The organism is Paenibacillus sp. SSG-1 (assembly GCF_002224835.1).
Taxonomy (GTDB): Bacteria; Bacillota; Bacilli; order Paenibacillales; family Paenibacillaceae; genus Paenibacillus_AQ; species Paenibacillus_AQ favisporus.
The window spans coordinates 2,392,899-2,418,853 of sequence record NZ_MBRK01000001.1 but is presented as its reverse complement, the minus strand read 5'-3'; the positions used below and the strand labels follow the sequence as shown (position 1 = coordinate 2,418,853).

General features: G+C 51.3%; 26 protein-coding genes. 7 read left to right on the top strand and 19 right to left on the bottom strand.

Translation table 11 applies throughout. The features are described from left to right. Window positions 1-25 precede the first annotated feature (25 nt). Entirely contained in the window at window positions 26-904 is an 879-nt protein-coding gene (locus BCV73_RS11255) for a LysR family transcriptional regulator (protein ID WP_089547149.1), read from the top strand. A gap of 83 nt (window positions 905-987) precedes the next feature. Here BCV73_RS11255 and BCV73_RS11250 read toward each other — a convergent pair whose 3' ends face one another. Next, a complete protein-coding gene (locus tag BCV73_RS11250; RefSeq protein ID WP_089547148.1) occupies window positions 988-1,863 on the bottom strand; it encodes an AraC family transcriptional regulator in 876 nt (291 codons plus the stop codon). A gap of 117 nt (window positions 1,864-1,980) precedes the next feature. On the opposite strand from BCV73_RS11250, the gene BCV73_RS11245 reads away from it, so the two are divergent. Then, window positions 1,981-3,516: a sulfatase family protein gene (locus BCV73_RS11245; RefSeq protein WP_089547147.1), complete on the top strand. Its 1,536-nt coding sequence runs from the start codon at window positions 1,981-1,983 to the stop codon at window positions 3,514-3,516. Window positions 3,517-3,662: 146 nt separating this feature from the next. Here BCV73_RS11245 and BCV73_RS11240 read toward each other — a convergent pair whose 3' ends face one another. The 3 genes from BCV73_RS11240 to BCV73_RS11230 all read right to left on the bottom strand — a co-directional run bounded on the left by BCV73_RS11240 (window position 3,663) and on the right by BCV73_RS11230 (window position 8,401). Beyond that, on the bottom strand, window positions 3,663-6,221 hold the full coding sequence (locus BCV73_RS11240) for a glycosyl hydrolase family 95 catalytic domain-containing protein (protein ID WP_089547146.1): 2,559 nt from the start codon (window positions 6,219-6,221) through the stop codon (window positions 3,663-3,665). A 227-nt stretch (window positions 6,222-6,448) separates the two neighbouring features. Further along, the gene (locus tag BCV73_RS11235) at window positions 6,449-7,246 is read right to left on the bottom strand and encodes a polysaccharide deacetylase family protein (RefSeq protein ID WP_089547145.1); all 798 of its coding nucleotides are present in this window, start codon (window positions 7,244-7,246) and stop codon (window positions 6,449-6,451) included. Window positions 7,247-7,489: 243 nt separating this feature from the next. Continuing rightward, the gene (locus BCV73_RS11230) at window positions 7,490-8,401 is read right to left on the bottom strand and encodes a LysR family transcriptional regulator (RefSeq protein ID WP_076166088.1); all 912 of its coding nucleotides are present in this window, start codon (window positions 8,399-8,401) and stop codon (window positions 7,490-7,492) included. 214 nt (window positions 8,402-8,615) lie between these two features. Here BCV73_RS11230 and BCV73_RS11225 point away from each other — a divergent pair, with 214 nt between their 5' ends. After that, window positions 8,616-9,083, top strand: a complete 468-nt coding sequence (locus BCV73_RS11225; RefSeq protein ID WP_076166093.1) for a DinB family protein — start codon at window positions 8,616-8,618, stop codon at window positions 9,081-9,083. 149 nt (window positions 9,084-9,232) lie between these two features. Here BCV73_RS11225 and BCV73_RS11220 read toward each other — a convergent pair whose 3' ends face one another. Both BCV73_RS11220 and BCV73_RS11215 read right to left on the bottom strand, forming a co-directional pair. Next, a complete protein-coding gene (locus BCV73_RS11220; protein ID WP_089547144.1) occupies window positions 9,233-9,769 on the bottom strand; it encodes an NAD(P)H-dependent oxidoreductase in 537 nt (178 codons plus the stop codon). 21 nt (window positions 9,770-9,790) lie between these two features. Then, window positions 9,791-10,723: an AraC family transcriptional regulator gene (locus BCV73_RS11215; RefSeq protein ID WP_089547143.1), complete on the bottom strand. Its 933-nt coding sequence runs from the start codon at window positions 10,721-10,723 to the stop codon at window positions 9,791-9,793. Window positions 10,724-10,940: 217 nt separating this feature from the next. Between BCV73_RS11215 and BCV73_RS11210 the strand changes: the two genes are divergently transcribed. Continuing rightward, window positions 10,941-11,195 (top strand): Atu4866 domain-containing protein, encoded by a 255-nt coding sequence (locus BCV73_RS11210; RefSeq protein ID WP_076166104.1) that lies wholly within the window; start codon window positions 10,941-10,943, stop codon window positions 11,193-11,195. 79 nt (window positions 11,196-11,274) lie between these two features. After that, window positions 11,275-12,012, top strand: a complete 738-nt coding sequence (locus BCV73_RS11205; RefSeq protein WP_089547142.1) for an SDR family oxidoreductase — start codon at window positions 11,275-11,277, stop codon at window positions 12,010-12,012. 88 nt (window positions 12,013-12,100) lie between these two features. On the opposite strand, the gene BCV73_RS11200 is transcribed toward BCV73_RS11205, so the two are convergent. Continuing rightward, window positions 12,101-13,012 carry a GNAT family N-acetyltransferase gene (locus BCV73_RS11200; RefSeq protein WP_089547141.1) on the bottom strand — a complete coding sequence of 304 codons (912 nt, stop codon included), beginning with the start codon at window positions 13,010-13,012 and terminating at the stop codon, window positions 12,101-12,103. Window positions 13,013-13,139: 127 nt separating this feature from the next. After that, window positions 13,140-13,697: a GNAT family N-acetyltransferase gene (locus BCV73_RS11195; protein WP_089547140.1), complete on the bottom strand. Its 558-nt coding sequence runs from the start codon at window positions 13,695-13,697 to the stop codon at window positions 13,140-13,142. A gap of 335 nt (window positions 13,698-14,032) precedes the next feature. Here BCV73_RS11195 and BCV73_RS11190 point away from each other — a divergent pair, with 335 nt between their 5' ends. Next, window positions 14,033-14,923 carry a class I SAM-dependent methyltransferase gene (locus BCV73_RS11190; RefSeq protein WP_089547139.1) on the top strand — a complete coding sequence of 297 codons (891 nt, stop codon included), beginning with the start codon at window positions 14,033-14,035 and terminating at the stop codon, window positions 14,921-14,923. 33 nt (window positions 14,924-14,956) lie between these two features. Further along, window positions 14,957-15,265, top strand: coding sequence for a thioredoxin (gene trxA / locus BCV73_RS11185; RefSeq protein ID WP_089547138.1), 309 nt, complete (start codon window positions 14,957-14,959; stop codon window positions 15,263-15,265). Window positions 15,266-15,337: 72 nt separating this feature from the next. Here the strand turns inward: trxA and BCV73_RS11180 are convergent, their stop codons facing one another. From BCV73_RS11180 to BCV73_RS11130, 11 genes are all read right to left on the bottom strand, one after another. Continuing rightward, on the bottom strand, window positions 15,338-16,273 hold the full coding sequence (locus tag BCV73_RS11180; protein ID WP_218828126.1) for a phosphotransferase enzyme family protein: 936 nt from the start codon (window positions 16,271-16,273) through the stop codon (window positions 15,338-15,340). Window positions 16,274-16,384: 111 nt separating this feature from the next. After that, window positions 16,385-16,987: a class I SAM-dependent methyltransferase gene (locus BCV73_RS11175; RefSeq protein ID WP_089547136.1), complete on the bottom strand. Its 603-nt coding sequence runs from the start codon at window positions 16,985-16,987 to the stop codon at window positions 16,385-16,387. Between the two features lie 179 nt (window positions 16,988-17,166). Continuing rightward, the gene (locus BCV73_RS11170) at window positions 17,167-17,724 is read right to left on the bottom strand and encodes a hypothetical protein (RefSeq protein WP_089547135.1); all 558 of its coding nucleotides are present in this window, start codon (window positions 17,722-17,724) and stop codon (window positions 17,167-17,169) included. 5 nt (window positions 17,725-17,729) lie between these two features. Further along, complete coding sequence (wecB, locus tag BCV73_RS11165) at window positions 17,730-18,881, bottom strand: non-hydrolyzing UDP-N-acetylglucosamine 2-epimerase (RefSeq protein ID WP_089547134.1); 1,152 nt, start codon at window positions 18,879-18,881, stop codon at window positions 17,730-17,732. 180 nt (window positions 18,882-19,061) lie between these two features. After that, a complete protein-coding gene (locus tag BCV73_RS11160) occupies window positions 19,062-19,688 on the bottom strand; it encodes a hypothetical protein (protein WP_143811848.1) in 627 nt (208 codons plus the stop codon). A gap of 99 nt (window positions 19,689-19,787) precedes the next feature. Continuing rightward, the gene (locus BCV73_RS11155) at window positions 19,788-20,846 is read right to left on the bottom strand and encodes an ATP synthase beta subunit C-terminal domain-containing protein (protein WP_089547132.1); all 1,059 of its coding nucleotides are present in this window, start codon (window positions 20,844-20,846) and stop codon (window positions 19,788-19,790) included. Between the two features lie 236 nt (window positions 20,847-21,082). Then, entirely contained in the window at window positions 21,083-21,433 is a 351-nt protein-coding gene (locus BCV73_RS11150; protein WP_089547131.1) for a 4Fe-4S binding protein, read from the bottom strand. Then, window positions 21,430-23,040: an FAD-dependent oxidoreductase gene (locus tag BCV73_RS11145; protein WP_089547130.1), complete on the bottom strand. Its 1,611-nt coding sequence runs from the start codon at window positions 23,038-23,040 to the stop codon at window positions 21,430-21,432. Before BCV73_RS11145 ends, BCV73_RS11150 begins: the two co-directional genes overlap by 4 nt. Window positions 23,041-23,073: 33 nt before the next feature. After that, window positions 23,074-24,096: an ABC transporter substrate-binding protein gene (locus BCV73_RS11140; RefSeq protein WP_089547129.1), complete on the bottom strand. Its 1,023-nt coding sequence runs from the start codon at window positions 24,094-24,096 to the stop codon at window positions 23,074-23,076. Window positions 24,097-24,123: 27 nt separating this feature from the next. After that, window positions 24,124-24,456 carry a 4Fe-4S dicluster domain-containing protein gene (locus tag BCV73_RS11135; protein WP_076166160.1) on the bottom strand — a complete coding sequence of 111 codons (333 nt, stop codon included), beginning with the start codon at window positions 24,454-24,456 and terminating at the stop codon, window positions 24,124-24,126. Continuing rightward, window positions 24,453-25,955 (bottom strand): FAD-dependent oxidoreductase (locus BCV73_RS11130; RefSeq protein WP_256992820.1); only part of this gene is annotated, 1,503 nt, incomplete at its 5' end. The genes BCV73_RS11135 and BCV73_RS11130, both read right to left, overlap by 4 nt.

Sequence of the window (25,955 nt, the reverse complement as noted above, 5' to 3'; positions counted from 1 at the left end):
TTCTGAGGAGATATAGACCATATCTATGACTAACAATTACGAGTTGTATAAAGTGTTTTATTGGGCCGCAAAGACGGGAAGTTTAACGCAGGCTGCCAAGGCGCTGTACCTGACTCAGCCCAGCGTCAGCCATGCCATCAAGCAGTTGGAGGAGCGGATCGGGGTTACGTTGTTTTACCGCACCTCCAAAGGCGTGAGCTTGACGCAGGAAGGCAAAATTTTATTTTCCTATATAGAGCAATCGCAAATTCTCATTACGCTCGCTGAAGAAAAAATGGTGGCGCTCAAAAATTTGGACAGCGGCGAGCTGCGGATCGGCGGAAGCGATTCGTTGTTCAAGCACTACCTGCTTCCTTTTCTCGAAGACTTTCACGTCAAATATCCGGGAATCAAGCTGCATCTGAATCACGGAACGACACCGGAAGTGATCTCCTATCTTAAGGAGGGGCGGATCGACCTTGGCGTTGTAAGGATGCCGATCTTCGACTCGCAGCTGGAGGTAACGGAAAGCATTGAGCTGCAGGACTGCTTTGTGGCGGGCGAACGGTATGCGGAGTTGAAGGGGCAGGCGCTGTCCATGGAACAGCTGATGGAATATCCCGTGATTTTGTTCTCACGGAACAGCCGGGTGCGAATGGCCATTACAGAGCTGTTTGAAAAATACGGACACGAGCTGAAACCCGACATCGAGGTGGGAAGCGTCGATTTGCTGATCGAATTCGCCAAGCGTGGGCTGGGCATTTCGTATGTCACGCGCGAATTCGTAGCCAAGGAGCTGAAGGAAGGCTCTCTCTTTGAAATTGAGCTGAATGTGGAGATCCCCCCTTCCAAGGTGGGCCTTATGGTAATGCGAAACATGCCGATATCGGCGGCGGCGACGAGATTTATCGAGGTGGTTCATTAGTCGGACGCACATCTTTCAAGGTAAGCAAAATCAAAAGGACGCCAACACAATGGCGTCCTTTAACGCATCATCCGTTCTTAGATTCAGTGCTGCTTCCGGTACGCTGACGGGGACATCGAACAGTAGTTTTTAAAAGCACGGGTAAATGCGAACAGGGTCGGATACCCAAGGGAGTAAGCGATCTCCGTAACGGCAGCCGACGTCCCGGACAGCATTTGCTTGGCCTTGTCCATCTTGACCTTGGCAATATACTCGGCCGGCGTCATGCCTACAAACCTAGTAAACTGTGTCGAAAAATAGGTACGGTTCAGGCCGGCATATTCGGCTACTTGCTGTACGGTGATCCCCTCGGCGGCATGCCATTCGATGTACTCGGTCCACTGGGATGCTTTGCTTTTCTTTATCGTTGTTACACCTGGACGCTGGGGCTCGTCCACGGCTTTGGCGCTTGCGATCAGCTGGGATAACGCCTGGTACAGCAGTCCTTTCAGGTTCAGGGCGGCGGCGACCTGATCCGTCTTACCATCCTTCCACTCCGCAAACAGACGCCGGATCAAGTTCGCTACCTCTGGACTCCACAGCCCCCTGGAGCAGGGTACATCCGGATGAAAGCCTGCCAGATTCAGCATCGGTTCCATGCCGGGTCCATCCATGGCCAGCCATGTTAACTGCAGAGAATGATCGTCGTCCGGCTTGTAATACATATAGGTACGGTTCGGATACATGCAAAAGGCATCCCCTGTCTGAAGCCTGTACGTGTGCCCCTCATATTCAACCATCAGGCTGCCTGCCCTGACAAAATGAATACTGTAGCATTCAATTCTGCGCGGACCGATCCGGTATCCCGGTTTTGCTGTACTCTGACCTGCCCTGACCAGCCAGAACGGGGTATCTTTGTCGATCCTGGTCGGCGTGTAATATAAAAACTCCGCGAATTCGTGATCATACTCCTGCAGCATGCGTTCTCGTCCTCCCCATCATCCTTACATGAACTGACAAAATGATAAATCTATCATACAATACGCCATTCTCTTTGGGCACCCCTTTACATATAATCAGTTCGAGGAGGTTGACGGATGAAGAAACCTAATATTTTGTTAATTACGAGCGATCAGCAGCACTGGAATACGATTGGCGCCTTTAATCCTGAAATACATACCCCGAATCTGGACCGGCTTGTCCGGGAAGGGACGACGTTCGATCGGGCGTATTGCCCCAATCCGACCTGTACGCCGAGCCGTGCCTCGATCATTACCGGCATGTACCCGAGCCAGCATGGCGCGTGGACGCTCGGCACCAAATTGCTGGAGGATCGCCATACGGTAGGCGAAGATTTCAAGCAAGCCGGTTACCGGACCGGGCTGATCGGCAAAGCACATTTTCAGCCGCTCACTTCGACCGAGGAATTTCCGTCGCATGAAGCCTATCCCATTCTTCAGGATTTGGAGTTTTGGAAAAATTACAAAGATGGGTTCTACGGTTTTGAGCACGTGGAGCTGGCGCGGAATCACACCAATGAAGCCCATGTCGGGCAGCATTATGCGCTGTGGATGGAAGAGAAAGGCTGCCATAACTGGAGAGACTATTTCCTGCCGCCTACAGGTACCATGGACCGGGATCAAACGTATAAATGGCCGATTCCCGAAGAGTACCATTACAATACCTGGATCGCCGAACGGACCAATGCTTTGCTGGAACAATATCATGAAAACGACGAAAGCTTTTTCCTGTGGTCCAGCTTCTTCGACCCGCACCCGGAATACCTCGTTCCCGAGCCATGGGATACGATGTACGATCCCGAGCAGCTCACCATCCCGGAGATGGTTCCGGGCGAGCATGACCGCAATCCGCCGCATTTTGCCAAAACGCAGGAAGAGCAACCCGACTTCACAAACCTGCAGGAAACGGGACATGGCATTCACGGTTACCGTTCGCATCATTATTACGAGTACGGCAGCAGGAAGCGATTGACGGAGTATGATAAGAAAAAGCTGGTCGCCGTCTATTACGGCATGATCAGCATGATGGATAAGTACATCGGGCATATTCTCGATAAGCTGGAGGAACTGGGAATGGCCGATAACACGATCGTCGTCTTTACGACGGATCACGGGCATTTCTTCGGACAGCACGGTCTGCAGGCCAAGGGCGGGTTTCATTACGAGGACTTGATCAAGCTGCCGTTTATCGTCCGGTATCCCGGTGAAGTGCCGGCCGGCAAGCGGAGCAGCGCCATTCAATCTTTGGTGGACCTGGCTCCGACCTTCTTGTCCCTGTGCGATCTGCCGGTTCCTTATGCGATGACGGGCATCGACCAGAAGAAGGTATGGCTAGGCGAAGCCGTGCAGGCGCGGGATCACGCTATCTGCGAGTTCAGGCATGAACCGACCACCATCCACCAAAAAACTTACGTCAATGAGCGCTATAAAATCACGGTCTACTACAATCAGACCTACGGTGAAATCTTCGATCTGCAGGAAGACCCCGAAGAGCTGAACAATTTATGGGACGATCCGGAGCATGCGCCGCTCAAAACCGAACTAATGCTAAAATATGCCTGGGCGGAGCTCGGCAAAGAGTCTATGCCGATGCCCAGAATTACCGGAGCATAAGGCTTGTCAGGCCCGATCCACACGATGGGAATGCTTGTCCCGGCGTAATGAAATTCATGAACCTATGAACGTTCGATCGTAAAAGTAACAGCAGCACATCCAAAAGGCCGATTCACATCGCTGTGAATCGGCTTTTTCCAACTCATTTATCGATTCGGATACAGTTTGAATTCATCACCTGACTCCGTCTCAAACTGGAGCAGTGAACCTTCCAGCATGTGGACCTCGCCTCCTACCTTCTGCAGGCGTACTTCTCCTTCTTCCCATGGATTCCGGATCCGGCATGTTCCTCCCAGGGAGGACGTGATCGTTACATATTGTATATCGCCACCCTGAACAGCCGATTTGACGTTAAATCCACCAGGACACCATAGCGAAAATTCGGCGTCCCAATCCACAGGACATGCAGGGAACAGACGGATAACCGAATCCTGGCCTGGGCCCGCTGGCTGGCTTTGGCACAGCGCCGATTGCAGCGCAGCTGCAGCGTTCCCAAGACGCTGAATGCTGATGCAGTTCACCCCTTCCCTGACGGTTAAGCGGTTTTCAAACGATTTGATTCGGCCTGTATCGTTGAAATAGCAGTAATCCCGCTCCGCGTTGACACATTCCAACTGGGCCAGCACGACCTGCTTAAAAGGCTCGGCAAGCCCCATATTGGCCAAGACGCGTGCCATCCCCGACATTTCAGAGGCAGCACGGCTCCAGTCGTGATCGAGAAGCTCCTCCTGGTACCGAATCGTCGCCATAGTCGTCTTAAACATGTCTGGGTTACTCCCGGCGGTCTCGAGGGAACATAAGCTGCCAAAATAAGCTGGCTTCACGTCGATATGGCTCTTCTGATCCAACACCGGACCGAGTGCGCCGACCCATACGGCCGCTTCCCCTTCTCCCGTTTTCAGGACGGCGTCTGCTTGGTCGCTCCGCGGAAGCGGGGCAAGATGCTCGTAAAGTTCCTGCCACGCCGGCCGTATATCGCGATCCAATCCGAGTATGTCCGAAGCCCGGAGGACGATCGGAAAGATCGTATGCATGCCCGCCATCGAATCCATCGTGTCTTTGCCGCCGTAATATTTTTCGTCGCTGGTCGTGTGATACATGTGATACAGTCCGTCCTCATCCTTCCGCAGGTTGGGGTAGTGGCGGAAAAACTCGGCGACGCCCCGGATGACCGGATATGCGCGCTCACGCAGCCATTCTTCATCCTTGGTGAACTCATAGTACAACCAGTAGTGGTAAGCAATTCCGACCTGGGTGGCGAACATGTGCGTCGTGAATCCAAATGGGCCATAACCTCGTTCCTTGTACGTAAACCTGCCGTCCACATATTTTTCGTGATACTTCCAGTTCCAGCGGCTCTCATGCGGCCGCTTGGAGTAAGCATATTCGCGAAACCGGTCGGACATCTGCTCCCACGGCTTGCGCAGCAAATAGAGGTCCCTCATTTCCTCGGCAATGTCTTCCGGCAGCTCCTCCACCCCGTCAAAGGACACGACTTCCGGGATATAAATGCCTTGGCTTCCCCACTGCTGCCTTGCTGCGGCTGCACACGAATCGTACATGGCTGAATACATGTTGAAATACGGATGGAACAGTTCATCATGCCCGGTTGGCAGTACGGCGTTATAATACAAATTCATGTTGTTCCACCAATGCATGGCCCCCCAGTGCCGAAGATCTCCGCGCGGGCTGAGCAGCATGCCGCCGAAATTCGGAGGAAATTGTGAACCACGCGAATTGGATGCCATCAGGTATACATAATACGTGTAATGCTGCTCGACGAATTCGGCGTGCCCGTCCCGGCTATGAAGGCGGATATACGATTTGTCCCAAAAGGATTGCCACCACTTGCGATGCTCCGCCAGCAGCACGTCATATCCCGACTGCATGGCATGCCGCACCGTTCGGATCGCTTCCCCGATGACATCTTCCTGTTCATCAAAGCTGGCTGCACTGCTCATAAAGATGTCAAAACTGCCGTTTCCCGGTTGAACACACAGGCGCATTTCCGTCTCATTCGGCTGCCCGATCACCAGACTTTCCCGATAAGCGCCGACTGGCTTCCGGCCGCCGTACTCGTCGTTCATCCTTACCTGCGCGTCCCTTCCCGTTATCGCAATAACGACCGCTGAAGCGCAGAAATAGTCTCCTTCGCGGAATTGCTGATGAAGCACCATCATGCCGTCCCTTATTATGAAGCGTGATACGGCCGAGTGGTTTTTGGTCACGACCTCTGCAGGGCGCAGCATTTTGAGCTTAATGTTAACCACCTGAGGCGCCGGCCGGCGATCATGGATCCGGACGCCGAACACATCATGCCCGGACGCAGCAAAGGCTTCCGCCGCCACCCCAATCCCCGATATCGATGCCGTCGCGTCATACAGACTTAGATGCTGACGAATTCCTTTGTCATTAAATACATCCTCGCCATAATCCACCAGGTCGATATCGACAAAACCGCAGCCGTAAGCATAATCCGAGTGCCGCTGGTTGAAGCTGTTGGTACGGCTGTCATTCGCATACACATCGGCCCGGTTGATTTGAAACTTGAGCGCCGAGGGGGAAGTCCAAATGAGACTGCCCATCCGGCCATTTCCGAGCGGAAGGCCGCCCTCACTTCGCTCCACGGTATGACGGTAATGCAAATCCGCCCGTGAGACATGCTCGCGCATGTTGATGTTTGGAGATTCCACTGCTTTTTTCACTGGCCTGCACTCCCTGCGTGTGTGATGAAAAAGCTTTAGACGATCACGTATAATGGTGAATCCAAGTCTATCTTAATCGTGTGCGGGATGCTGCCAGTATGAATAAGTTACGATGGACATGGAATTTGTTACGAAACGACAATTCAGGCGAACCTGGAGTGGAAACAAAAAAAGAAAGCCGCACTAAACGGCTTCCTCGTATAAAGGGCAGGACTCATATGGTCAGTTTATAAACGTACGATTTCTCCGGATCGGACTTCGATCGGATCCCCATCTACGCTGACCCATACCGATTGGGCCGACGGATTATGAATGAGGTGTGAATCGGCTGAGTAACGGAGTCCTTCCACGGCCTTGCAGTAGGCGTAAATTTCCGCATTGGTTGCGTACCAAATGTCGTCCTTGCCGCCGATCATCTCACCGAACCTCTCTACCAAATCCCAGTTATTGTCGTTATCGAATTCATAGCTGTGGCCCCAGACGTAAAAAAGCGACATTCTCGAATATCGTTGCTGCATATCAATCCATTGATCGGCGTATTCGACCATTTGTTTATGATGGCAGGTCGGATGCCAGCGGAGCCAGTCGTCCGGCTTATGAAAGCCGCCATGACTGTTCACTGTACGGGCGTATTCGATACCTATGGACCGCAATATGTTCACAACCTGATCGCTGTAGGTGCCAAACGGATAGCTCATCCCTTTGACCGGATAGCTGACGAGCTCCTCCAATGCCTTGCGGTCCGCCACCACCTGCTCCAGCACTTGATCCGGCGGCGTCTGTTCCAGAAAGGGATGGTCCACCGTATGAACCGAAACCTCATGCCCCTGAAACAATGTCGCGACTTCCGTTTTGTCGATATATCCTGCTTTGCCGAGATTCCCGCTGTTCAGATGAAACGTCCCCTTGAGGCCATAGTCGTTCAGCAGACTGACTAATTTGCGGTCATGGTCCCGCCCGTCGTCAAAGCTGAGCGTCACCGCCTTGTTCACACCGTTCGGAAAACGGTCCAGTTGGATGCGCATATGTCGTCTCTCCTCTTTTGTAAGCATAGTGATAATCGTTTACCGGTATATATGAATTCGCTTCTGTTGATCCATCTTTAATTTCATAGCCGCCAGCGTTTTGCGTATCCAAGGAATTTTGTTCATGGTCATCACATTCAGAACGTAAATCAACACAAGCTTGATCCCTGTAAAATCCGGTTGTAGTTGATCCTGAAAGGCTTCCATTGACTTCCCTTCCCTCCACTTCATTTCATGACCCGTTTACCCAAGCGAACGGTTTGCGCTTTCAATTACACGTTCTATGTAAGCTTGTAATGCCTCAATGAATATGCGGCCTGCCTTACCCAGATATTTATCCGTCCGGTAAATGATGCAGATCTCCTGGCTCGGTGTTGGATGCAGAAGCGTGACTGCGGTGATTTGTTCCCGGCCAAGGTTGTCGAGCAGCAGCCGGGGAAGAATGCATGCTCCAATTCCCTGCTCTACCATGGAGAGAAGCGTCGATAGCGTCGAGGTCACCATAGGGTGATGCAGCTCCATACCTTTTTCCTGGCAGCAGGCCCGAATCAGCTTCGTGATCTGGTGATCGGGGCCGAAGGTGACCATATCCAGCTCCTTCAGCTGTTCAAAGGGGATGGCCTTTAATCGGGCAGCGGGATGATCCGATCGGACGGCAAGCGCAAACTCCTCATGAAACAGTGGGATGATGGCCATACGATCGTCGGGCCGCTCAGGCATCGTCGTGACGCCCAAGTCTCTGTTCCCGGCCAAAACCTCTTCATATACGTTCGTCGTTTCGCTGACCGAAATGGACAGCTTGGGGTAAGCCCGGTGAAAATCAAGCAGCAGCGCGTCAAACAGCAGGTCCCCATCCCCTGGCAGTATGCCGATGTCCAGCTTGCCGCCCTCCACTTTTTTAAGATCCGAGATGGCCCCCTGAATGTAATCCACCCTCTCAAAGATCAGCTGGCTCTGTTCGAGCAGGATCCGGCCGGCATCGGTTAAAGCAATCTTTTTGCCGATTCGATCAAACAGAGGCATCCCCAGCTCCTTTTCCAGAAACTTGATTTGCTGGCTCAAATTCGACTGTGTCGTACAGAGATTCTCGGCGGCCCGGGAGAAATGCATTTCTTTACATATCGCTGCAAAGTATTCAAGCTGTCGAAGTTCCATGGACGTCTCCTTCCCATTGTTTCGTATGCTGCCATGTTAAGTTCTATATCCAGTATAACGGAGGACGGAAGGATTTCCCATAAGATGAAAGATCCATTAGTGAAAACGATTCATACCATCGGAATTACGTGATTGTTGCTTATGGTCTGGACCGGTAAACTTGGTAACAAGAACGAAATAAACCATCCCACAAACCACTAAGGAGGAATTACAAATGAGTACACAATCTATCGTGAATACAGGCAAGGTGCTGCATCAACTGGTGATCGGTCAGGTTCAGGGCATACCGGAGTCACTCTTCGATATTACGCCGGCAGGCTTCAGAAATACGATCCGCTGGAACGTCGGGCATATCGTATTTTGGCTCGATCGATATCAGCAGCTGTGCTTCGGATCAGCGTCGACTATTCCGGCATCCTACGAAACGTTGTTCAACAGCGGTACAAAGCCGGCCGACTGGACGATTGCTCCGCCATCCCAAGAAGAATTGGTGCAGCAGCTTGCCAATCAGCTGTCCCAGATTTCAGAGATTACGCCGGATATGCTTCAGCAGGATCTGAAGTCCCCGTTCGTGTTGGGACCCTTTGAATTCACGACCGCTGCTGAGTTGTTCAACTTCGCCTTGATGCACGAAGCTATCCACCTGGGAACGATTACGAGCCAGCAAAAAGCGGTACAATAGCCGGCTTCCTTGTAACACGGATTGCATTCGCGCGAAAATGTGCCTCATAGCGGAAGTTCTACCAGCTAAACGAAAGAAGCCCCTTCACAGCAGCGCTTGGCGCCTGGAAGGGGCTTTAACTTATGCGTGAGAACTAAACTTTTACCGTGTTAAGCACTTGTTGTGCCTGATAAGGCTTTCTCGCCTTCTACATAGTCCGCGTATTCTGCGGCATACTTCTCCAGCTGCTCATCGCTGACTTCGCGGATTCGGCCAATAACAAACGGCGACCGATAGATCATCCCGGTCAGGTTTGCCGTCTGTTGGAACGGACGGAGCAGCTCGCCATAAGAGTAATTGTGAAAGCCGCCGGCTTGGTACATGCTCGGAGAACCTCCGGAAGAGATGGCGATGATCAGCTCTTTTCCATTCAACTTGACCCCGCCTGGTCCATGGGCCCATCCAAACTCGAACACTTCATCCATCCATTTCTTCAGCAGGGAAGGCGAGCTGTACCAGAAAAAAGGAAATTGAAGCACGATTCGGTCGTGCGCCAGAAGCAGCGCCTGCTCGCTTGCAATATCGATCTTTTCGTCCGGATAGGCTTCATAGAGCCGATGTACGGTCACATTGCCCCGCAATACCAACTCTTCCGCCAGCCGCCTGTTGATCCGGGAATGCTCCAAATCGGGATGAGCAACAATCACAAGTGTGGCGGTCGGCTACCCTCATTTGATTTCCGCCGAAATCGTCATTTCGTCAACCATCGTGCTCCGCAATCGGCGTAGGTCCCGGACCGGCGGCATCCCAAACATCCGGGCATATTCCCTGCTAAAATGGGACGGACTCTCGTATCCGACCTGAAACGCAGCTTCCGCCGCATCGATCGATTCGGAGAAGAGCAGCCGGCGCGCCTCTTGCAACCGGATCTGCTTTTGGTACTGGATTGGGCTCATCCCTGTGACTTCCTTGAAATAATCGTACAAAGACGAAGTGCTCATACGGGCCTCCGCAGCCAAATCTTCTACGCGCAGAGGCAGGGCGAAATCGCGGTTAATCTTCTCAACCACCCCCGCGATTCGCTGGGCGTGGCTTCCGATCACGGCAAATTGCATCAGAGATGCGCTGTGCTCGTTCTGAAGCACCCGGTAAATGGTTTCCCGCATGGCATACGGCGCAAGCACCGGAATATCACGCGGTGTTTCAACCAGTTTCACAAGCCGCAGCACGGCATCCAGAAGCGTATCGTTGAGCTGGCTTACCTTCAACCCCCGGCTGGTCTCATTCCCAGCTCGGATAGCATCATCAGATGCTTGAATCACATCAAGAATTTGGTTCATATCAAAAAGGACTTGCAGGCTTAAATACGGCGTTTCATTCGATGCCTCCATCACTTGCCCAGTAATCGGTAATTGGACTGAAGCGGTTAGGTAACTGCTCGGGTCATACTGATACACCTCTTGTCCCAGCATAACCACCTTGGAACCCTGCGCTACGACGCAAAGGGATGGCTCATAGACAGAATATACCGGTTCAGATAACCGGGAAGAGCGAATGAAGCGCAAACCGGGAACTTCCGTCTCATGCGTACCGTCTTCCGGTGTGAACTTCTCGATGATCCGGAGCAGTTCTTTTCTTTGTTTCTCGAACCATTCATCCATCCTCTTCTTCCCCCTTTGATCTATATGATTAGATTAACTTTATCTGCTTCTGGAGGATTAGGCAATCATCTTGTATGATCCGGCTACCGTCTCTCTTTCCGAAGGAACGATAATGAACATGTAAGAAATGCGAAACATGGTCCGGATCACATAACTGTAGAAAACGATGACATGTCAGGATTCGATCCGGCTTTCGCAAAGGAAAGGAGAATATTCAATGACTACGCAAAACGAACAATCCCATCCGTATGTCGGCATGTGGGTGACAAAGGACGGTTACATCCGGCATGAGCTGCTGCCGAACGGGAGGTATGACGAAGCGCGCGGTAATCGGAAGAGCGCTTATCAAGGCAGGTACACCATTGTAGGCGACCATATCGAATATGTGGATGATACAGGGTTTACAGCGGACGGCGACTTCCGCGATTCGGTGCTCTACCACGCGGGCATGATTCTCTATCGTGAAAATTAGCGGGGAGATGCCCCTTTTGTATCACAAGAGTTCGAATCGAGCAACTTAGCATAAATCAAATCCAAAGGAGAAATGTTCAATGTCCGAAATCAATGGAAAAGTCGTTGTGATTACAGGTGCAAGCAGCGGGATCGGCGAAGCTACAGCGAAGCTTCTCGCCAGCCGGGGCGCCCATGTTGTCATGGGGGCCAGACGCGTAGAAAGACTGGAAGCACTGGCTTCCCTCATTGAGGCAGAAGGAGGGTCCGCCTTATATCAACAGCTTGATGTGACAAGTATCGAGCAAATGCAGTCCATCATCCACTTGGCGCAAAGCCGGTTCGGACGGGTCGATGTCATCGTGAACAATGCCGGCGTGATGCCGCTATCACCGTTGGAAGCTTTGAAAATCGACGAATGGAACCGGATGATCGATGTCAATATCCGCGGGGTTCTGCACGGTATTGCCGCAGGTCTCCCCGTAATGAAGGAGCAGCAATTTGGCCATATGATTAACGTGGCTTCCATCGGGGCTTATTCGGTCACGCCGACGGCGGCGGTATACTGTGCAACCAAATACGCTGTTCGCGCCATCACGGAAGGTTTGCGGCAGGAAATTGATGCAAACATCCGGGTAACGCTCGTTTCTCCCGGCGTAACGGAATCCGAGCTCGCTGAGAGCATTACGGATGACGGGGCAAGGGATTTTATGAAAACGTACCGGCGCAACGCTCTTCCTGCTTCCGCTATTGCCCGAGCCATCGCCTATGCGATCGAGCAGCCGGCGGACGTCGATGTGAACGAGCTGGTGGTTCGCCCCACAGCCCGGCTTGCATGATACGATGAATAAATAAATTAAGCATCCGAAGGACGAATCAGGCAGCCGGTCGACAAAACGATCCGGCTGCCTGATTGTTTTTTAATGGTTACAAGTCCCGCTCATACCGTACTTCCTCCGATACCTCTTTGAACCCCACGGCATGATACAAGGATAAAGCCGATGAATTGGCTGTTTCAACCTGCAGTACGGCACACTCACATCCGATATTTTTGAGATAGGTCAGCGCCTGGTGCAGCAAATGCTTGGCAATGCCCTGTTGTCGCCAAGGTTCTCTGACAAAAACGTCCTCGATGACGCCATCCCCCTCTGCATCCACCCATGCCATCACGCTGCCGACCAGCGTATCATTCTCCCGGACGACAAAAGAAGTCCAAGCTTGATTCTTCCGGTTTTCCATGAGCCGCTCCATCCCAATTGGAGCCCCCGGCCAAATTTCCATGTCTGCTGCCAAGTATTCATGGATGCCGGCTCCCGACGGCATGTCCCACTGGATACAGCGATATGGTGCGGAAAGAGCGGATGGGTCCATTTCTCCAACCAGATGTCGCTGCATGGTATACAGACTTTTACTGTAGCTGAATCCTTTCGCTATAAAATATTGGGTGTTGTTCACTTCAGTGGACTGGTTACCGATCCCAACCAACGTCTGGTGAGCCGGGGGCAGGGCTGCTTTCAACTCGTATGCCCTGTTCAGCAAAGGTTCGTATAGCAGATCATAGAGATGATAGTCATTCTCCCTTTCCGGACGCGTCTTCAAGTTGAGATAAATTTGGTGTTTATGGTCCTGCGGGCTACCAGCCGGGATTTCCGAAATGACGCTGACCTGCCCTTTTCCGATCATTCGTTCTCCCTCCACTGCAATGAACACATTCGACCAATTGGCTTCGTCTCCAACCCACCAGAACACCGTTTCTCCCCTTGAAGTTACGGCAGCATACAAATCTCCCAGCATCTGAAAATCTTCTTTCGTAAAATGGCGGACTTCAATCAGTGTCATTCACAAACCTCTCTTTTTATGATCTGTAGCTCTTCACTAACAGGTTGATTTTACCATTTTACGTTTCAGTTGTTTGGTAACATTCGTTTATATTCGTTTTGGAGGTCACCGAAGATCAGGCGGTCAATTAGGACATGGCTTGCTGGTCTAACCACTCCTGTTGTGTAAGACCGTAAATGACCCTGTCTAAATATTGGTCATGTAAACGTTCGTAATTCCGGATAATCCCTTCCTGCGTGAAGCCCAATCGTTCCGGAATCGCTCGGCTCCTGATATTGCCTACCGCCGCGCCGATCTCGACTTTACGAAGCCGCAGATCATGGAACGCATGAGCGACAAACGTTCTGCATGCAGAAGTCATTAACCCCTTCCCCTCAAATGGGGAGCCTAGCCAGTAGCCTATTTCTGTTCGACCCGCTTCCCAATCGATCCCTAGAAAACCTATGGACCCTGCAATCTGTTCCTTATACCATATCCCTGCCCAGTACCCATCGTTATTGGCGAATCTTTTTAATGACCTGCTTATAAAGGCTCTTGTGTCCTCGACTTTATGTGTAAGATCAGGAAACTGCAGCCACTGCCGTATAGATTCACGACTGCTGTCAATTAAATGATAAAGCTCGTTAGCATGTCTGTCTTCCAGAATCGAAATGTATGTATCATCATTGACTATAGCCTTGTACATCGAATGACTCCTCCTTTGTCAAACATTAACGTTCTTTAATTAAGATCTTAGTCTCTCGTATCAAAATTATGAAGGGATATGGCCCGCTATACAATGAATTTTTCTGAAGTAGGCATTGCAAATCCTTGGAGTATAATTTATTATGGACATTGTAGGTCTACAATATTTCCAAACAGAAAGGAGGATCTCACTTGAACCATCCCTCTTCGCTATAGGTGCTTTGGTGTGAGGTTTACGATGGTTTCGGTCAAGCAAGAGCCTTTATGTTTAAACATACTGACAAATTTTTTTGTTTCAATTATGGATATAACAGATCTATGGAGGTTTAAAAGATCATGAGCGATTTTTTTAAGGAAGCCAGCTGGGAAAAAGCGTGGAAAGAAGATCCCGACACCTATATAAACAGGTCCAAACAGGCCGGCATCGACCCTTCTCGAGACTTTGATCATAAAGCCAAGGCTTTCCATGAGCAGTCATTTAGCCCGGAGGGAAGAAAACGAACGAATCGGATCCTGAACTGGATTGAGGGACAAGGGGTATCATTTAAGAATGCCTCTGTGCTGGACATCGGCGCCGCATCGGGCGTATTTACGGTGCCGTTTGCAGAGCGGGGAGCCCGTGTAACGGCCGTCGAGTCCTCTCCTCCACAAGTTGAATTGCTGAAGGAAAACATAGCCAAGTTTGATGAAGGCCAAATGAAGATTATCCCCGTACCGTTTGAGGAAATCGACGTTCAAGCCAATGGCTTGAGCCAGGCTTTCGATCTCGTCTTCGTTTCGATGTGCCCGGTCATTCGCGACTGGGAGAGCGTAGAGAAAGTGCTCCAATGTGCCCGAAAATTCTGTTATATCAGTCTGCCTGTTTCTTCCGCAGAACATAGTCTGGTCAATGAAATTTGGCCGCTCGTCACCGGCGAACCTTACAAGTCCAAACAAGCGGAAATGGGATATTTGCTCCATTTGCTGTATCTCAAAGGCTATTCCTATGAGTCCCTGGTCACCCGGGAAACGAAAACGGTGGAGATGTCGAAGGAAGAAGCGCTGCAGGAGATGATGAGCTGGCTTCGCAGACATGGTCTTCCTGTCGATGAGCGCAACCAAACAATCGTTGCAGACTATCTGAACCAGGCATATCCGTCTGGACAAGTATCCTTCCAACAGGGCGGTCGTTTTGGCAAGGTACTGATTCGACTGCAGGATCAGAACATGTATACCAGAGAGATTTGAGTAGGGAAATTAAGAATTGAAAGGAAGATAACGATGGCAATTCAGCATGCAACAGACGCGACGTTTAAAAAAATGATGCAGACAGAAGGCGTAACAGTCGTGAATTTTTGGGCATCATGGTGCGGTCCTTGTAAAATATTTGCTCCCATTCTGGAGGATTTTGAAAGGGAAACAAGCGGTTCGGTTAACGTGATTAAAGTGAATGTAGATGAGAACCCGGTGACCTCTTCCCAATTTCAGATTATGAGCATACCAACCACCCTTATATTCAAAGATGGCAAGCTCGTTTACCAGGAATCGGGGATTCTGCCGAAACAGATTTTGAAGGAGCTCACGGCCTAAGCATAAATCAAAGAAGCAAAACAAAGCCGGAATTCCTTCAACGGGAATCTCCGGCTTTTGCTATTGGTAAAGCTACATTTCAATCTCACAGCCGTCAAAGGAGCGGCCATCTGCGATGATTTTCACCGCCTCGGTTATTGCTTTCTTCTGAAAATCATTCAGTTTACGTTCATCACCATCCCAATCCTGCAGCCACCAGAAGAAGGAACATATATTTCGGTAATCCATAAACAAGGGAATCCGCTGAATCCAATGAGAGTCCAACGGATGATGCTTGAAGTACCCTGCAAGAAAATCATCCAAAAATCTCCGGGCAAATTCATTTTTTGACTTCCGGTCTTCTCCAGGAGACCCCCACCAAACCGCATGTGCTGCCGCAATGGCAATGTCCAGTGCATACCAGCCATAAATGCAGTCGTCAAAATCAAATACGGTAATCGTATCCCCGTCGATCATGAAATTGTAGGGATGAAAGTCATTGTGAATCAGCCCATAAGCATTTTCCTCCCGAGGAAGCGAATCGATTTGATCTTCAAGGCTTTGTAATTTATCGAGAAGCACCCTGTAACTTCCATGCTGCAAATTCGGATTGCTGAACTCGCTCTTGCTCCAATGATCTCTATGCCTGCCCTTCACCACAGGTATATAGGACTTCGAATGTTTGTGCATCTTCCCCATGGTTTCTCCCCATGCATGATAGATGTCTGTCCCCCATAAGTGACGGTTGCCTTTATCGAAGAATTTTCCCGGTGCCATGCGAAAAGCAGCAGCAATAAAACATTGCCCGTCTTCTTCATACAAGGCGGTCAACTGTTGATCCTTCGTTAAAATCGGCAGAGAGGCGTTTACGCCATGGTGTACCAAATCGTGAATCCATTCCAATTCGGCGTGTATCTTTTCTGCGTAAGCGAGAGGCTTAACCGATATCCGCAGGAAATAAAATTCATTGTTTTTCGAAAACCGGTAAACCTCATTCGTTGAATGGCTAACAAACTCCAGCGTATTCACATCAAAGTCAAACGATGCGGCCGCTTTGGACAAAATATCCGCTGTGACCATTTGAAACCTCCGTGTCTTCATGTTTGCGAACCGAGGTACTGCCCGCTATGGATATCATTATTATTTCTGTAACAGGAGTCCCTGAAAATAGGGCTCACCCTCTTTTAAAGGAACGGTTTGAAAGCTGATTTCCTTGAAATATTGCCCCGTTAGCGCTCGGACGGAACGATCTGAATAAGAAGCGAAAAAACGTTTTGGCTCACACCAGTCGTTTTCCCAAACTCCCTCGGAATCATTACCACCATATAACCCCAAATAAAATAATCCATCAGGCTTCATCACTCGTTTGATTTCCGACAGCACGCCGCCTATTTCATTTTTAGGCACATGCAGCAGACAGTTTAAGGCGTAGACAGCATCAAACGAATCGTCCTCAAATGTTAGATGATAGAAATCCATCACATACGCCTGCAGCCCTCTTTCTCTGCAGTAACGCACCATTTCACTGGATAAATCAATGCTGGTTACCTTTAGACCATGATCTTTAAAGTATAGGCTGTCTAACCCTGTTCCGGCACCGATTTCCAGAAGTTTCCTTTGACCTGAATCCTGCAGGCGGGTAAGAAACCTGTCCCTCTCGATCACCTTCCAATCCGCCGGATGCGCGTTTGCTCTTCGGTGTGAATCGATATCATACGACTTTGCCAGATTTGTTTTATCCATGTCTTTATCCCGCCTTATTCACGATTTAAACCCTGCAGCTCATCCAATACAAATCGTCCGTTCTCCCGGACCAAGACGTCATCAAACCAAAGCCACCCCCCGCCCCACTCCCCGCAGTGATTCAGCACGATATCCCAGTGGATGGAGGACAGATTGGCATGTTCTTTTCGTCAAACGCTTTACTTTCTTACTCGTATCAGTTGGCGCTCTTTCCACTCAAAATTGTCCCCCAATTGGAAAGTGGACAAATCAATTATAAGATCATCTTGGTTAGGCAAGTCCCAGGATCGATCAAATCCGTAATCCGTGCATGTGTACAGCTCCAGCTCTTCACCAATCTCTAAATGATGTCCCAAATACTCGAACAGCTCGGTTATGCATTTTCTACTGCATTGGTAGTATTCAGGCGAAGACAGCTTCTTCTCGTCATTCATTTCGAAAGATCCTCCATCAGGGTCTACCTGATAAATGTATGGCTGCCGGAACGGGCACGAAGCGTCTACTGATTTCATAGGACCCGCTACATACAAGCCGGCTGCATCTAATTCCGTTTCGTAGATATCCATCAGCTGATCCCCCTCCGGGTCCTTTTCCAGTAGCGCTTGCATAACAATCTGATCTTTCGCGGATGGGTTCACTTTTTCAATGTAATCCCGAATGGTCATTACCGTTTTGTTCTTACCGGAGGAGCCAGTAGGAAGCTCTCGGCTTGAAGCGATATAGTATTGTTGGGTCATCAGGCTTACTCCTCGAAATCATTTGGCAGGTCGTCAGTTAATCCGAAATGATGGGCAATAATATGTACGATTCTTTTGGAGGCGAGCCCGTCACCAAATGGGTTTCTCGCATTTGCCATCTGATGATAGAGATCCGGGTCCGTTAATAGTTTATTGGCTATGTTAAAAATAGAATCCTCTTGGGTTCCGGACAGGTAAACGGCATTCGCCTCAACAGCCTCTGGCCGTTCTGTAGTATCTCGCATCAGGATCAACGGCTTATTAAAAACGGGTGTTTCTTCTTGAAGTCCGCCTGAATCACTTAATACAAGATGAGAACGGGATATCAGATTGATCATATCAGGGTATTCAATGGGATCAAGCAAATGGATCCGATCATGACCGGACAGCATAGAAAATGCGGTATCTTGGACATATGGACTCAAGTGAACCGGATAAACGATATGTACATCTCGATGTTCATCAGCCACACGTCGGATCGCCTTGAACATTTGCTGCATGGATTCTCCATAATTTTCACGGCGGTGAGCCGTTACAGTAATCAATCTTCCTTGAAGTTGGACAAGATCGTTTAATTGTTCATTATGAAACTTATAATCAGCTTTGTTGGTTAGAATTGCTGCATCGACGGCAGTTTGACCGGTAATAAATATATGGTCGGAATCATAACCCTCTCTATTCAAATTGTTCTTGCTAACAGATGTCGGCGCAAATAGTAAATCTGTAATAACATCGACAATTCTGCGATTTACTTCTTCGGGCCAAGGCGAATATTTTTGATGAGAACGTAAGCCTGCTTCGACATGCCCAACCGGTATTTTATGGAAAAAGGCTGCCAAGCTCCCGCACATTGCGGTCTGGGTATCACCATGAACCATTATCATATCGGGTTTGTCCTCATTAATAATGTCGTCGAGGCCAACAATCGCAGCCGAAGTTAAGTAGGCCAGTGATTGATTTTCTTTCATCAAAGCCAAGTCGACATCGGGTTGAATATTAAAATGTGAAAGAGCTTGAGATAATTGTTCTCGGTGCTGGCCGGTAACAACCACCTTCGTCTCAAACCATTCATGATGATGACGTAATTGTTGAATCACCGGGCACATTTTCGTCGCTTCGGGCCGAGTGCCGAATATAACCATTATTTTTTTCTTCATTGTCGATTCTCTCCTTTGGTAAATCCATTCTCTGCCACGATTTTATACCGTTTCCATAATATTACTTCGTTGCGAAGCACCACATCTCCTTTTGTTCAGGAATGACTCCCTTTATAACCCAAACAGGCCGCCGTTGTTCGGCAGCCTGCAGCTTGTTTCACCTGGTGTGTATTATTGTGCTTATTCGTCCAACGCCTTCAAAATTTGATTCGCATAATCATCCCACGCTGCTTCGCCGGTGTTGATTTCTATTGCAGGAATGAGCGATTGTTTCATACATGTGCGCAGCCTTTCCTGATCCTCAACAAACTTGCGGCAAGCTTCGTCTGCAGACGGATGATTCGCCATGACATAGGACCGCCAGGCATCACCTCGGCTTTCAACAAATCGGGTCGGAACAGCTTCCGGAGACAAGGTCAAAAGAACGCATTTTGCATTGAGACGCAGCAATCGCTGTTCCAAAGCTTCGATTTTAGTATGATCTGCGAATGCCGCACGATGATTAAGATGAAATCTCTCCAAGATGAAAAAAATTCCGTTAGACGGTTTCGTTTGACCCAGAGATTCAATCCAACCGTGCAGCTGTTCAAGATAAGCGATATGCTGACTCAACAGCTGGATGTGTTCATTTTGATCCAAGGACCTCAGCACGCCGTGATCGGAATGCAGGATTTGCGAATAATGTTCACTTAGCGCGATCATCGTCCGTTCGGCATGCGAACTTAAACTATGTACTCTTTTAAATGCAGATAATACGGATGTTTTCCCAGTTGTGGATAAGCCTTCGAGTATGACGCCGCGAATCAAGCCGTTCACCTCTTTCGATAACCATTCGATACGGTTCGTAAGAGCCGGTCAGCCGGACCGGCCCCATGCAACCGTTTACCAGATCTCAATCATCGCGCTTCAGCTGGTGACTTCCAGCCGCCCTTTAAAAAACAATTCGGATGGCTCGGTAGCATCCATTTCACCGTCCAAGATCCGCTTCACATCAGCCAGTGTATCATAAAGCGTCAACCATTCACCCGGTTTCTTAGTATAGGGCTCAGATACGTAGAAAGGCTGTGCAAGATAAGCTTCGAGCCTTTCACCACGTTGGTACAGCTGTAAATCACTATCGGAAATTTTCTCCGCGCCCAGTACGGTTACCAGCGATCTCAGTTCTCTGTAACGGCGGAGCAGTTTCCGTGCTGCTTGCTGGGTGGTCAGATGAACGGCATCCAGATGCGCTCCCTCCAGAACGGTCGAGGTCGATCCGATCGGATCGATTGCCGGATAGATGCCTCTGCTGATCAGATCGGTGTCAAATCTCCACAGGGTGTCCAAAGGTCCATACGCATTATCATCGTCAGCCGCTTCACACTTAATATCTACAAGGGCGATCGTGATGGGCCGGGCTCCAACCTCCTTAAGACGATCTCGCAAGGATAATAACTCGCCGGATAAAACTTTGCTCCGATCAACGCCGAGGAGGATATCTTTTTCCCCGCGCAGCTGCACAATTTGCTGATAAACGTCCTCTTTGGCCGAATGGGAAAACTCGGATTGCTCCTGAACCAGCTCGACGCCAGAAATATCCGATTGCGGATCCCAGAACACGGTTGCGAATCCCCGTTTCTTCATGCGGAGCATCAGCTCTGCGAGCATAACGAGCTGCCCCATGTTCGGCCGTGCCACAAATCCAACCGTTCCCCCGCGAACTACCGGGGCGAGCAAATCCAACGCTTTTACACCTGTCTCGATCATACGAACACCACTCCCTCTAATAATGAGTTCATCAAGACTGCATCCCGCCAAAGAAGCAAGAGCCACCAACGTCCTTACTTCAGCGCGGCCGACGGGGATTTTCCCTGTACACAGATTGGAAACCGTTGCCGCTCTTAGACCAGCCTCCCGTGCCGCCGTCGTTAAATTGGGTACGCGTCGGCGCAGCAGTGGAACGTTAAGCTGTAACTCCTCATCCATTTTTTAGCACCTCCTTACTTTGTATAGTAATTTATTTTACTCTATAGCGCAATAGATGATGAGGATAAAATTTGCGATTGTGTGTTACCTTGTATCCAAGACATATTTAAAACCTCAACAACTCACCCATCCACCGGCAGCCGACAGCACGCAAAAAAAGCCACCTTTATTTGAAATCAGGGTGGCTTTACACATCCATATGCTTCAGTACGTGACATTAGCTTTCCTTTGGTCGATTAGCCTTCTTTTGGCCGGTGGGTTTTCGTAAATTGTTCAAAAAACGGCGTAGTATCCCGGGCGGCCATCGTCGTTTCACTGCCCGTGGTCCATCCGATTTCTGCCCTCCAGCTGCCGAGCATTCCCTGGTGCAGCAACGCCTCTTCGCTGACCTCCACGGATCGGTCCGCATAAGGCGCTACATACAAAGCATCAACTGGACAATACGCTTCGCACATAAAGCATGTCTGGCAGTCTTCCTGCCTCGCGATCACAAGCTGTCCATCCTGCATATCAAACACGTTGGTTGGACAGACCTTTACGCAGATGGAACAACCGATGCACCGCTCCCCGCTGACCAGCTCGATCATAAGACCATCCCCTCCTTCGGCGTGAGTTCGGACGCATGAGGGACTTTTTCCGCCCGGATATGAATCCTGTCGACTCCCGACACCAGAAGGCGGTGGGTCTGACGGGGATCCAGCTGGGGGTATTCCGCAAAGGCATGCAGCCCGCGGCTCTCTTTGCGCGCAAGGGCGGCCGAGTACATCCATCTCGCCGTAGCCACCATGCCTGCCGCTTCCCGGGCACGGACACGATGACGGTGATCGTCAGATACGCTGTCATGCAAAAAAGGAACAAGCCCGTGCAAACGCTCGAGAGACGCCCTGATGACCGGTTCGCTGCGAAAAAAGTTAATCGACAAGGGGAACACCTCGTGCTGAACGGCCGAGATGATTTGCGGGACGTCCATCAGCCGGTCGGCGTCGGAGTGCTGCACCAAACCGTATCGTCCTGCAGGCGTCAGATCCCGCTTACAAGCATCCTTGGATTGGGATAATGCATACTCCGCAGCACCTTCGCCCGCCCAGTTTCCGCTGCATATCGCCCAGGAAGCGTTATACGCTCCTCCGCCTGAAATGGCGCCCGTTACTTTCTCCCGCGAGGCGGCATCTCCTGCTGCATATAAACCCGGAACGCTCGTAAGGCATTCGTTCCCAGTGAGCCGCAGCCCGCCCGTCCCGCGCATCGTCCCTTCGTACCGGAGCGTGAGCGGAAACTTATCTCGGAACGGATCGATGCCCGCGCGCTCGAGCGGCATAAAGAAGATCGGATGCGCGTGACGAAGAAATCGCCGCTTCTCCTCTGTGTCGGCCAAATTGATCGAAGCGTACACCGGTCCTTTCAGGAGATGCTGCTGCAGACTGCCGAAGGCGCGGTCTCCCCGGCCGATCACGCGTCCTTCTTGATCATAGAGCGTAGACCAAGCCAGCATTCTCCCCCGGGTCACACTGCCAAAGGCGGCGCTCGGCGCATATTGGCGGCTGAATTCCATCCCGGAAAGCTCGGCTCCCGTTTCGGTGGCCATAAGCAATCCCTCGCCGGTAAGTACGTTGCAGCCCAATCCATTGCTCAGAAACGCGCAGCCGCCGGTAGCCAGAACGACCGCATTGGAGCGTACTTCCCATTCTTGGCCCGTCAGCCGGTTCACGCCTCTTGCTCCCCCGACGCCATTCGCATCGTGCAGCAGCTCCAGCGCAGGGGACTGATCCAATATACGCACACCGGCCTGCCGGACCGCCCGGCGCATCAGCTTCATATATTCGGGGCCGTGCAAATGCGTGCGGAGCGGATCCCCGTTATGATCTTTCGGAAAGGGATATCCCCATTCTCCGACTTTCTCCAAATAGGTCTCCACCTCATCCAGAACCCGGTGAATCCAGGCATTCTCCGACAGGTAGCCGCCTGCCTTGAGCCTGCTCTGCACGGCATCTTCCCGCAGCTCGGCAACGGGAGGAATCACCAGCAGGGTTGTTCCTCCGGGTGCCGTCGCACCGCTGCTGCCCAAGAAGCCTTTATCCGCAAGCACAACCCTCGCTCCCTTGGACGCGGCTCTCCATGCCGCCCAAGCGCCAGCTGGCCCGCCACCAAGAACCAGTACATCCGTGGTTAATTGAATATCCATGTTGGGTGCCATCCGCTGCAATCCCCCCTGTCGTCCTGAACGTGGTTATTTCAGCACCCAGTCGTTTAGATCAAAATCTTTTTTCGCAAGCTTCTCTTGAACCAGAAAATCTTTCGTTCCTTCGATCAACTTTAAGCCGTCATCGGTAAACGGCGTATCCTTGATCTCGCTGATCGGGCTGATCTTCTTGATAACTTCCGGAGTCGTTCCCTGCGCATCCGCGACAAATTGGTAGTATTCGTCTTCGTGCTGCTTTAAGTCATCCAGCGCCTTTTTGCGCGCTTCGTTCCATATTTTCGGAAAGTCGGGGAATTTGGCCAGAAAAGCGTCCGACACGACGGTAGCACTCGTACCGATCAGATCGGGATGTTTGGTGGCATCGTCAAGCAGCGGATAACCTTCGTCAATCTGCTTCATCGCCTGCACGCCGTTGTTGGTCAACGCGTCGACATCCCCCCTTGCCAAAGCAGCCTGCGCGTCGGGAATCAGCATGTGAACCAGCTTATAATCCTTTACGCCCTCCTGCTTGAGCAAGCCAACGACATAGCGGTGCATAAAAGATCCCTTTTGAATGGCAATCGTTTTGCCTTCCAAATCTTTGATGGACTTAGCTCCGCCTTTTTTGGCAAACAAGTACCCGATGGAATAGGTCGCTGGCTGGGAAATCAAACGTGTTTTCGCACCGGAGGCGTAAGCGATGATCGCCGGTGTATCGCCAAGACTGCCCGCGTCCAGCCGGCCGCTGACTAATGATTCCGTTTGGTCGGGTCCGTTAGGGAAGCCGGTCAGGTTGACCTGCGTAATCCCATGCTTCTTCAGCTCCTCCTGAATAATCCCTTTATGGAATCCCCAGCCTTCAGCTCCGCTTGACGGCACATTTAATTTATTGATCCCGATGTAGCCATAATTGAGCACCGTCGGCTTATCCGCGGCAGCTTCGGCAGCATCCCCGGTGCGCTTGGACGGCGAGCAGCCCTGAACCACGATGACGGCTAGCAGACCTGCAAGAATGACAGCTGACTTCCAAAAGCGGCCGTGTTTGGTGTTTTTATGATGCGTTGTCTTCATGATTGGCTCCCCCACTTCAGTCGATAATTAAAATCCGCTCCGCTTCGACAGCTGATACATATATTCGTGACTGGCGACAGGCTTGCGGCCTTTCCCCCAGCCAACCTTCTCCCGGTATCCTCCCATCAGGCCTTGTTCTGACAGCTCGCTTTCCGTGACACCGATGACCGACTCGGATTCCGGGGCGACATACAAGGCGTCGACAGGGCAGTACAGCTCGCACATAAAACAGGTCTGGCAATCGCTTTGCCGGGCGATCACGGGAATCCCGTCAGCAACGCGATCGAATACGTTGGTAGGACATACAGACACGCATTGATTGCAGGCAATGCATTTGCTTTCACTGATAACTTCAATCAATGGACGACGACCTCCTTACGGACTTGTTCTGGACGAACCCACAACTGGTCCAATCCGCCAGTGATCAGGCGGTAGTGCTGATTGTCGTCCATCCCGGCAAAATCGCTGCGCTTATGCATGCCCCTGGATTCTGTCCGGGCCAAGGCGGATGTGTACATCCAACGGGCCGTTGCCGTCATGGCGGCCGCTTCCCTTGCTTTGACGCCATCCACGGTGTGCTCGATAGCCTGCTCCCGCTGCTCGTTCCATAAGCCGTTCAGCCTGTTCAAAGACTGGGTCATCACCTCACCGGTCCGGAACAGGTTGCGGTCATAAGGTTTGACCTCATCCTGAACGGCCTGCACCCATTCCGCTGCCCGGCTTGGTTTAACGCTGCCTTTGCCTTCCTCCACGATCGGCTGGGTGGACTTTCGCTCTAAATTGCGGCTTCCATCCTGGGCACCCAGCTTCTTGACGTAGGCCGCCGCACCTTCTCCGGCGAAGGAGCCGGAGGACATAGCCCAAGCTGCATTGTGGCTCCCTCCTCCGGTAAACCCGCCGCAAATCAGCTCCCGGGTAGCGGCATCGCCCGCCGCATAGAGCCCGGGCACATCGGTTGCGCAGAGCTCATCCGCCAGCCGGATGCCGCCGGTACCACGGACTGTCCCTTCCAGGCGAAGCGTAACCGGGAACGGGTCCGTAAACGGATCGATGCCGCGGCGGTCGAACGGCAAGAAGAAGTTGGTCTGGCCCACCCGGAGCAGCGGCTTCAAGTGCTCTGGCGCCTGATCCAGGACGGCATAGACCTGCCGGCCTTCCATAAGATTACGAGCAATCACGGAACGCCCCCGCTTGGAACCGGCTCCTTCAACAATCGTGCCGTCTTCATAATAGAAGCTGGCATAGCTGTAATAAGCCGTCTTCGTCACGGACGAGAATGTCGGGCAAATCGCGTAAGCGTTGGAAAATTCCATGCCGGACAAATTTGCCCCGGTCTCAGCAGCCATTAGATATCCGTCGCCTGTGAGGACGTTGCAGCCGAGCGCTTTGCTGAGAAAGGCGCAGCCGCCTGTGGCGATCACAACCGCTCCGGCCTCCACCGTCCACGGGATACCCGTCTGCGTATTGACTCCTGCAGCACCTCCCACGCCATGCTCGTCGGCCAGCAGCTCCAGCGCCGGGCTGTGGTCCAGAATCGTCACGCCCGCCTTCCTGACGACCTTGCGCATGAGGCGCATATATTCAGGCCCCTGCAGGCTGCGCCGGTGCTGATTGCCCTCGTCATCCAGCGGGAACGGGTACCCCCAGCCTGCCAACTGGTTCATATTGGCATAGGTGCGGTCGAGCACCCGGTTCATCCAGCGGTGTTCCGCCAGTCTTCCGCCCATGTCATAGCGGCTGGCTTTGGCTTCTTCCCTCAGCCGTTCATCCGGCTTCACATACCACACTCCCGTGCCTGAAGGCGCCGTTGCCCCGCTGGATCCGCAATACCCTTTATCGGCAAGCACCACTCTGGCTCC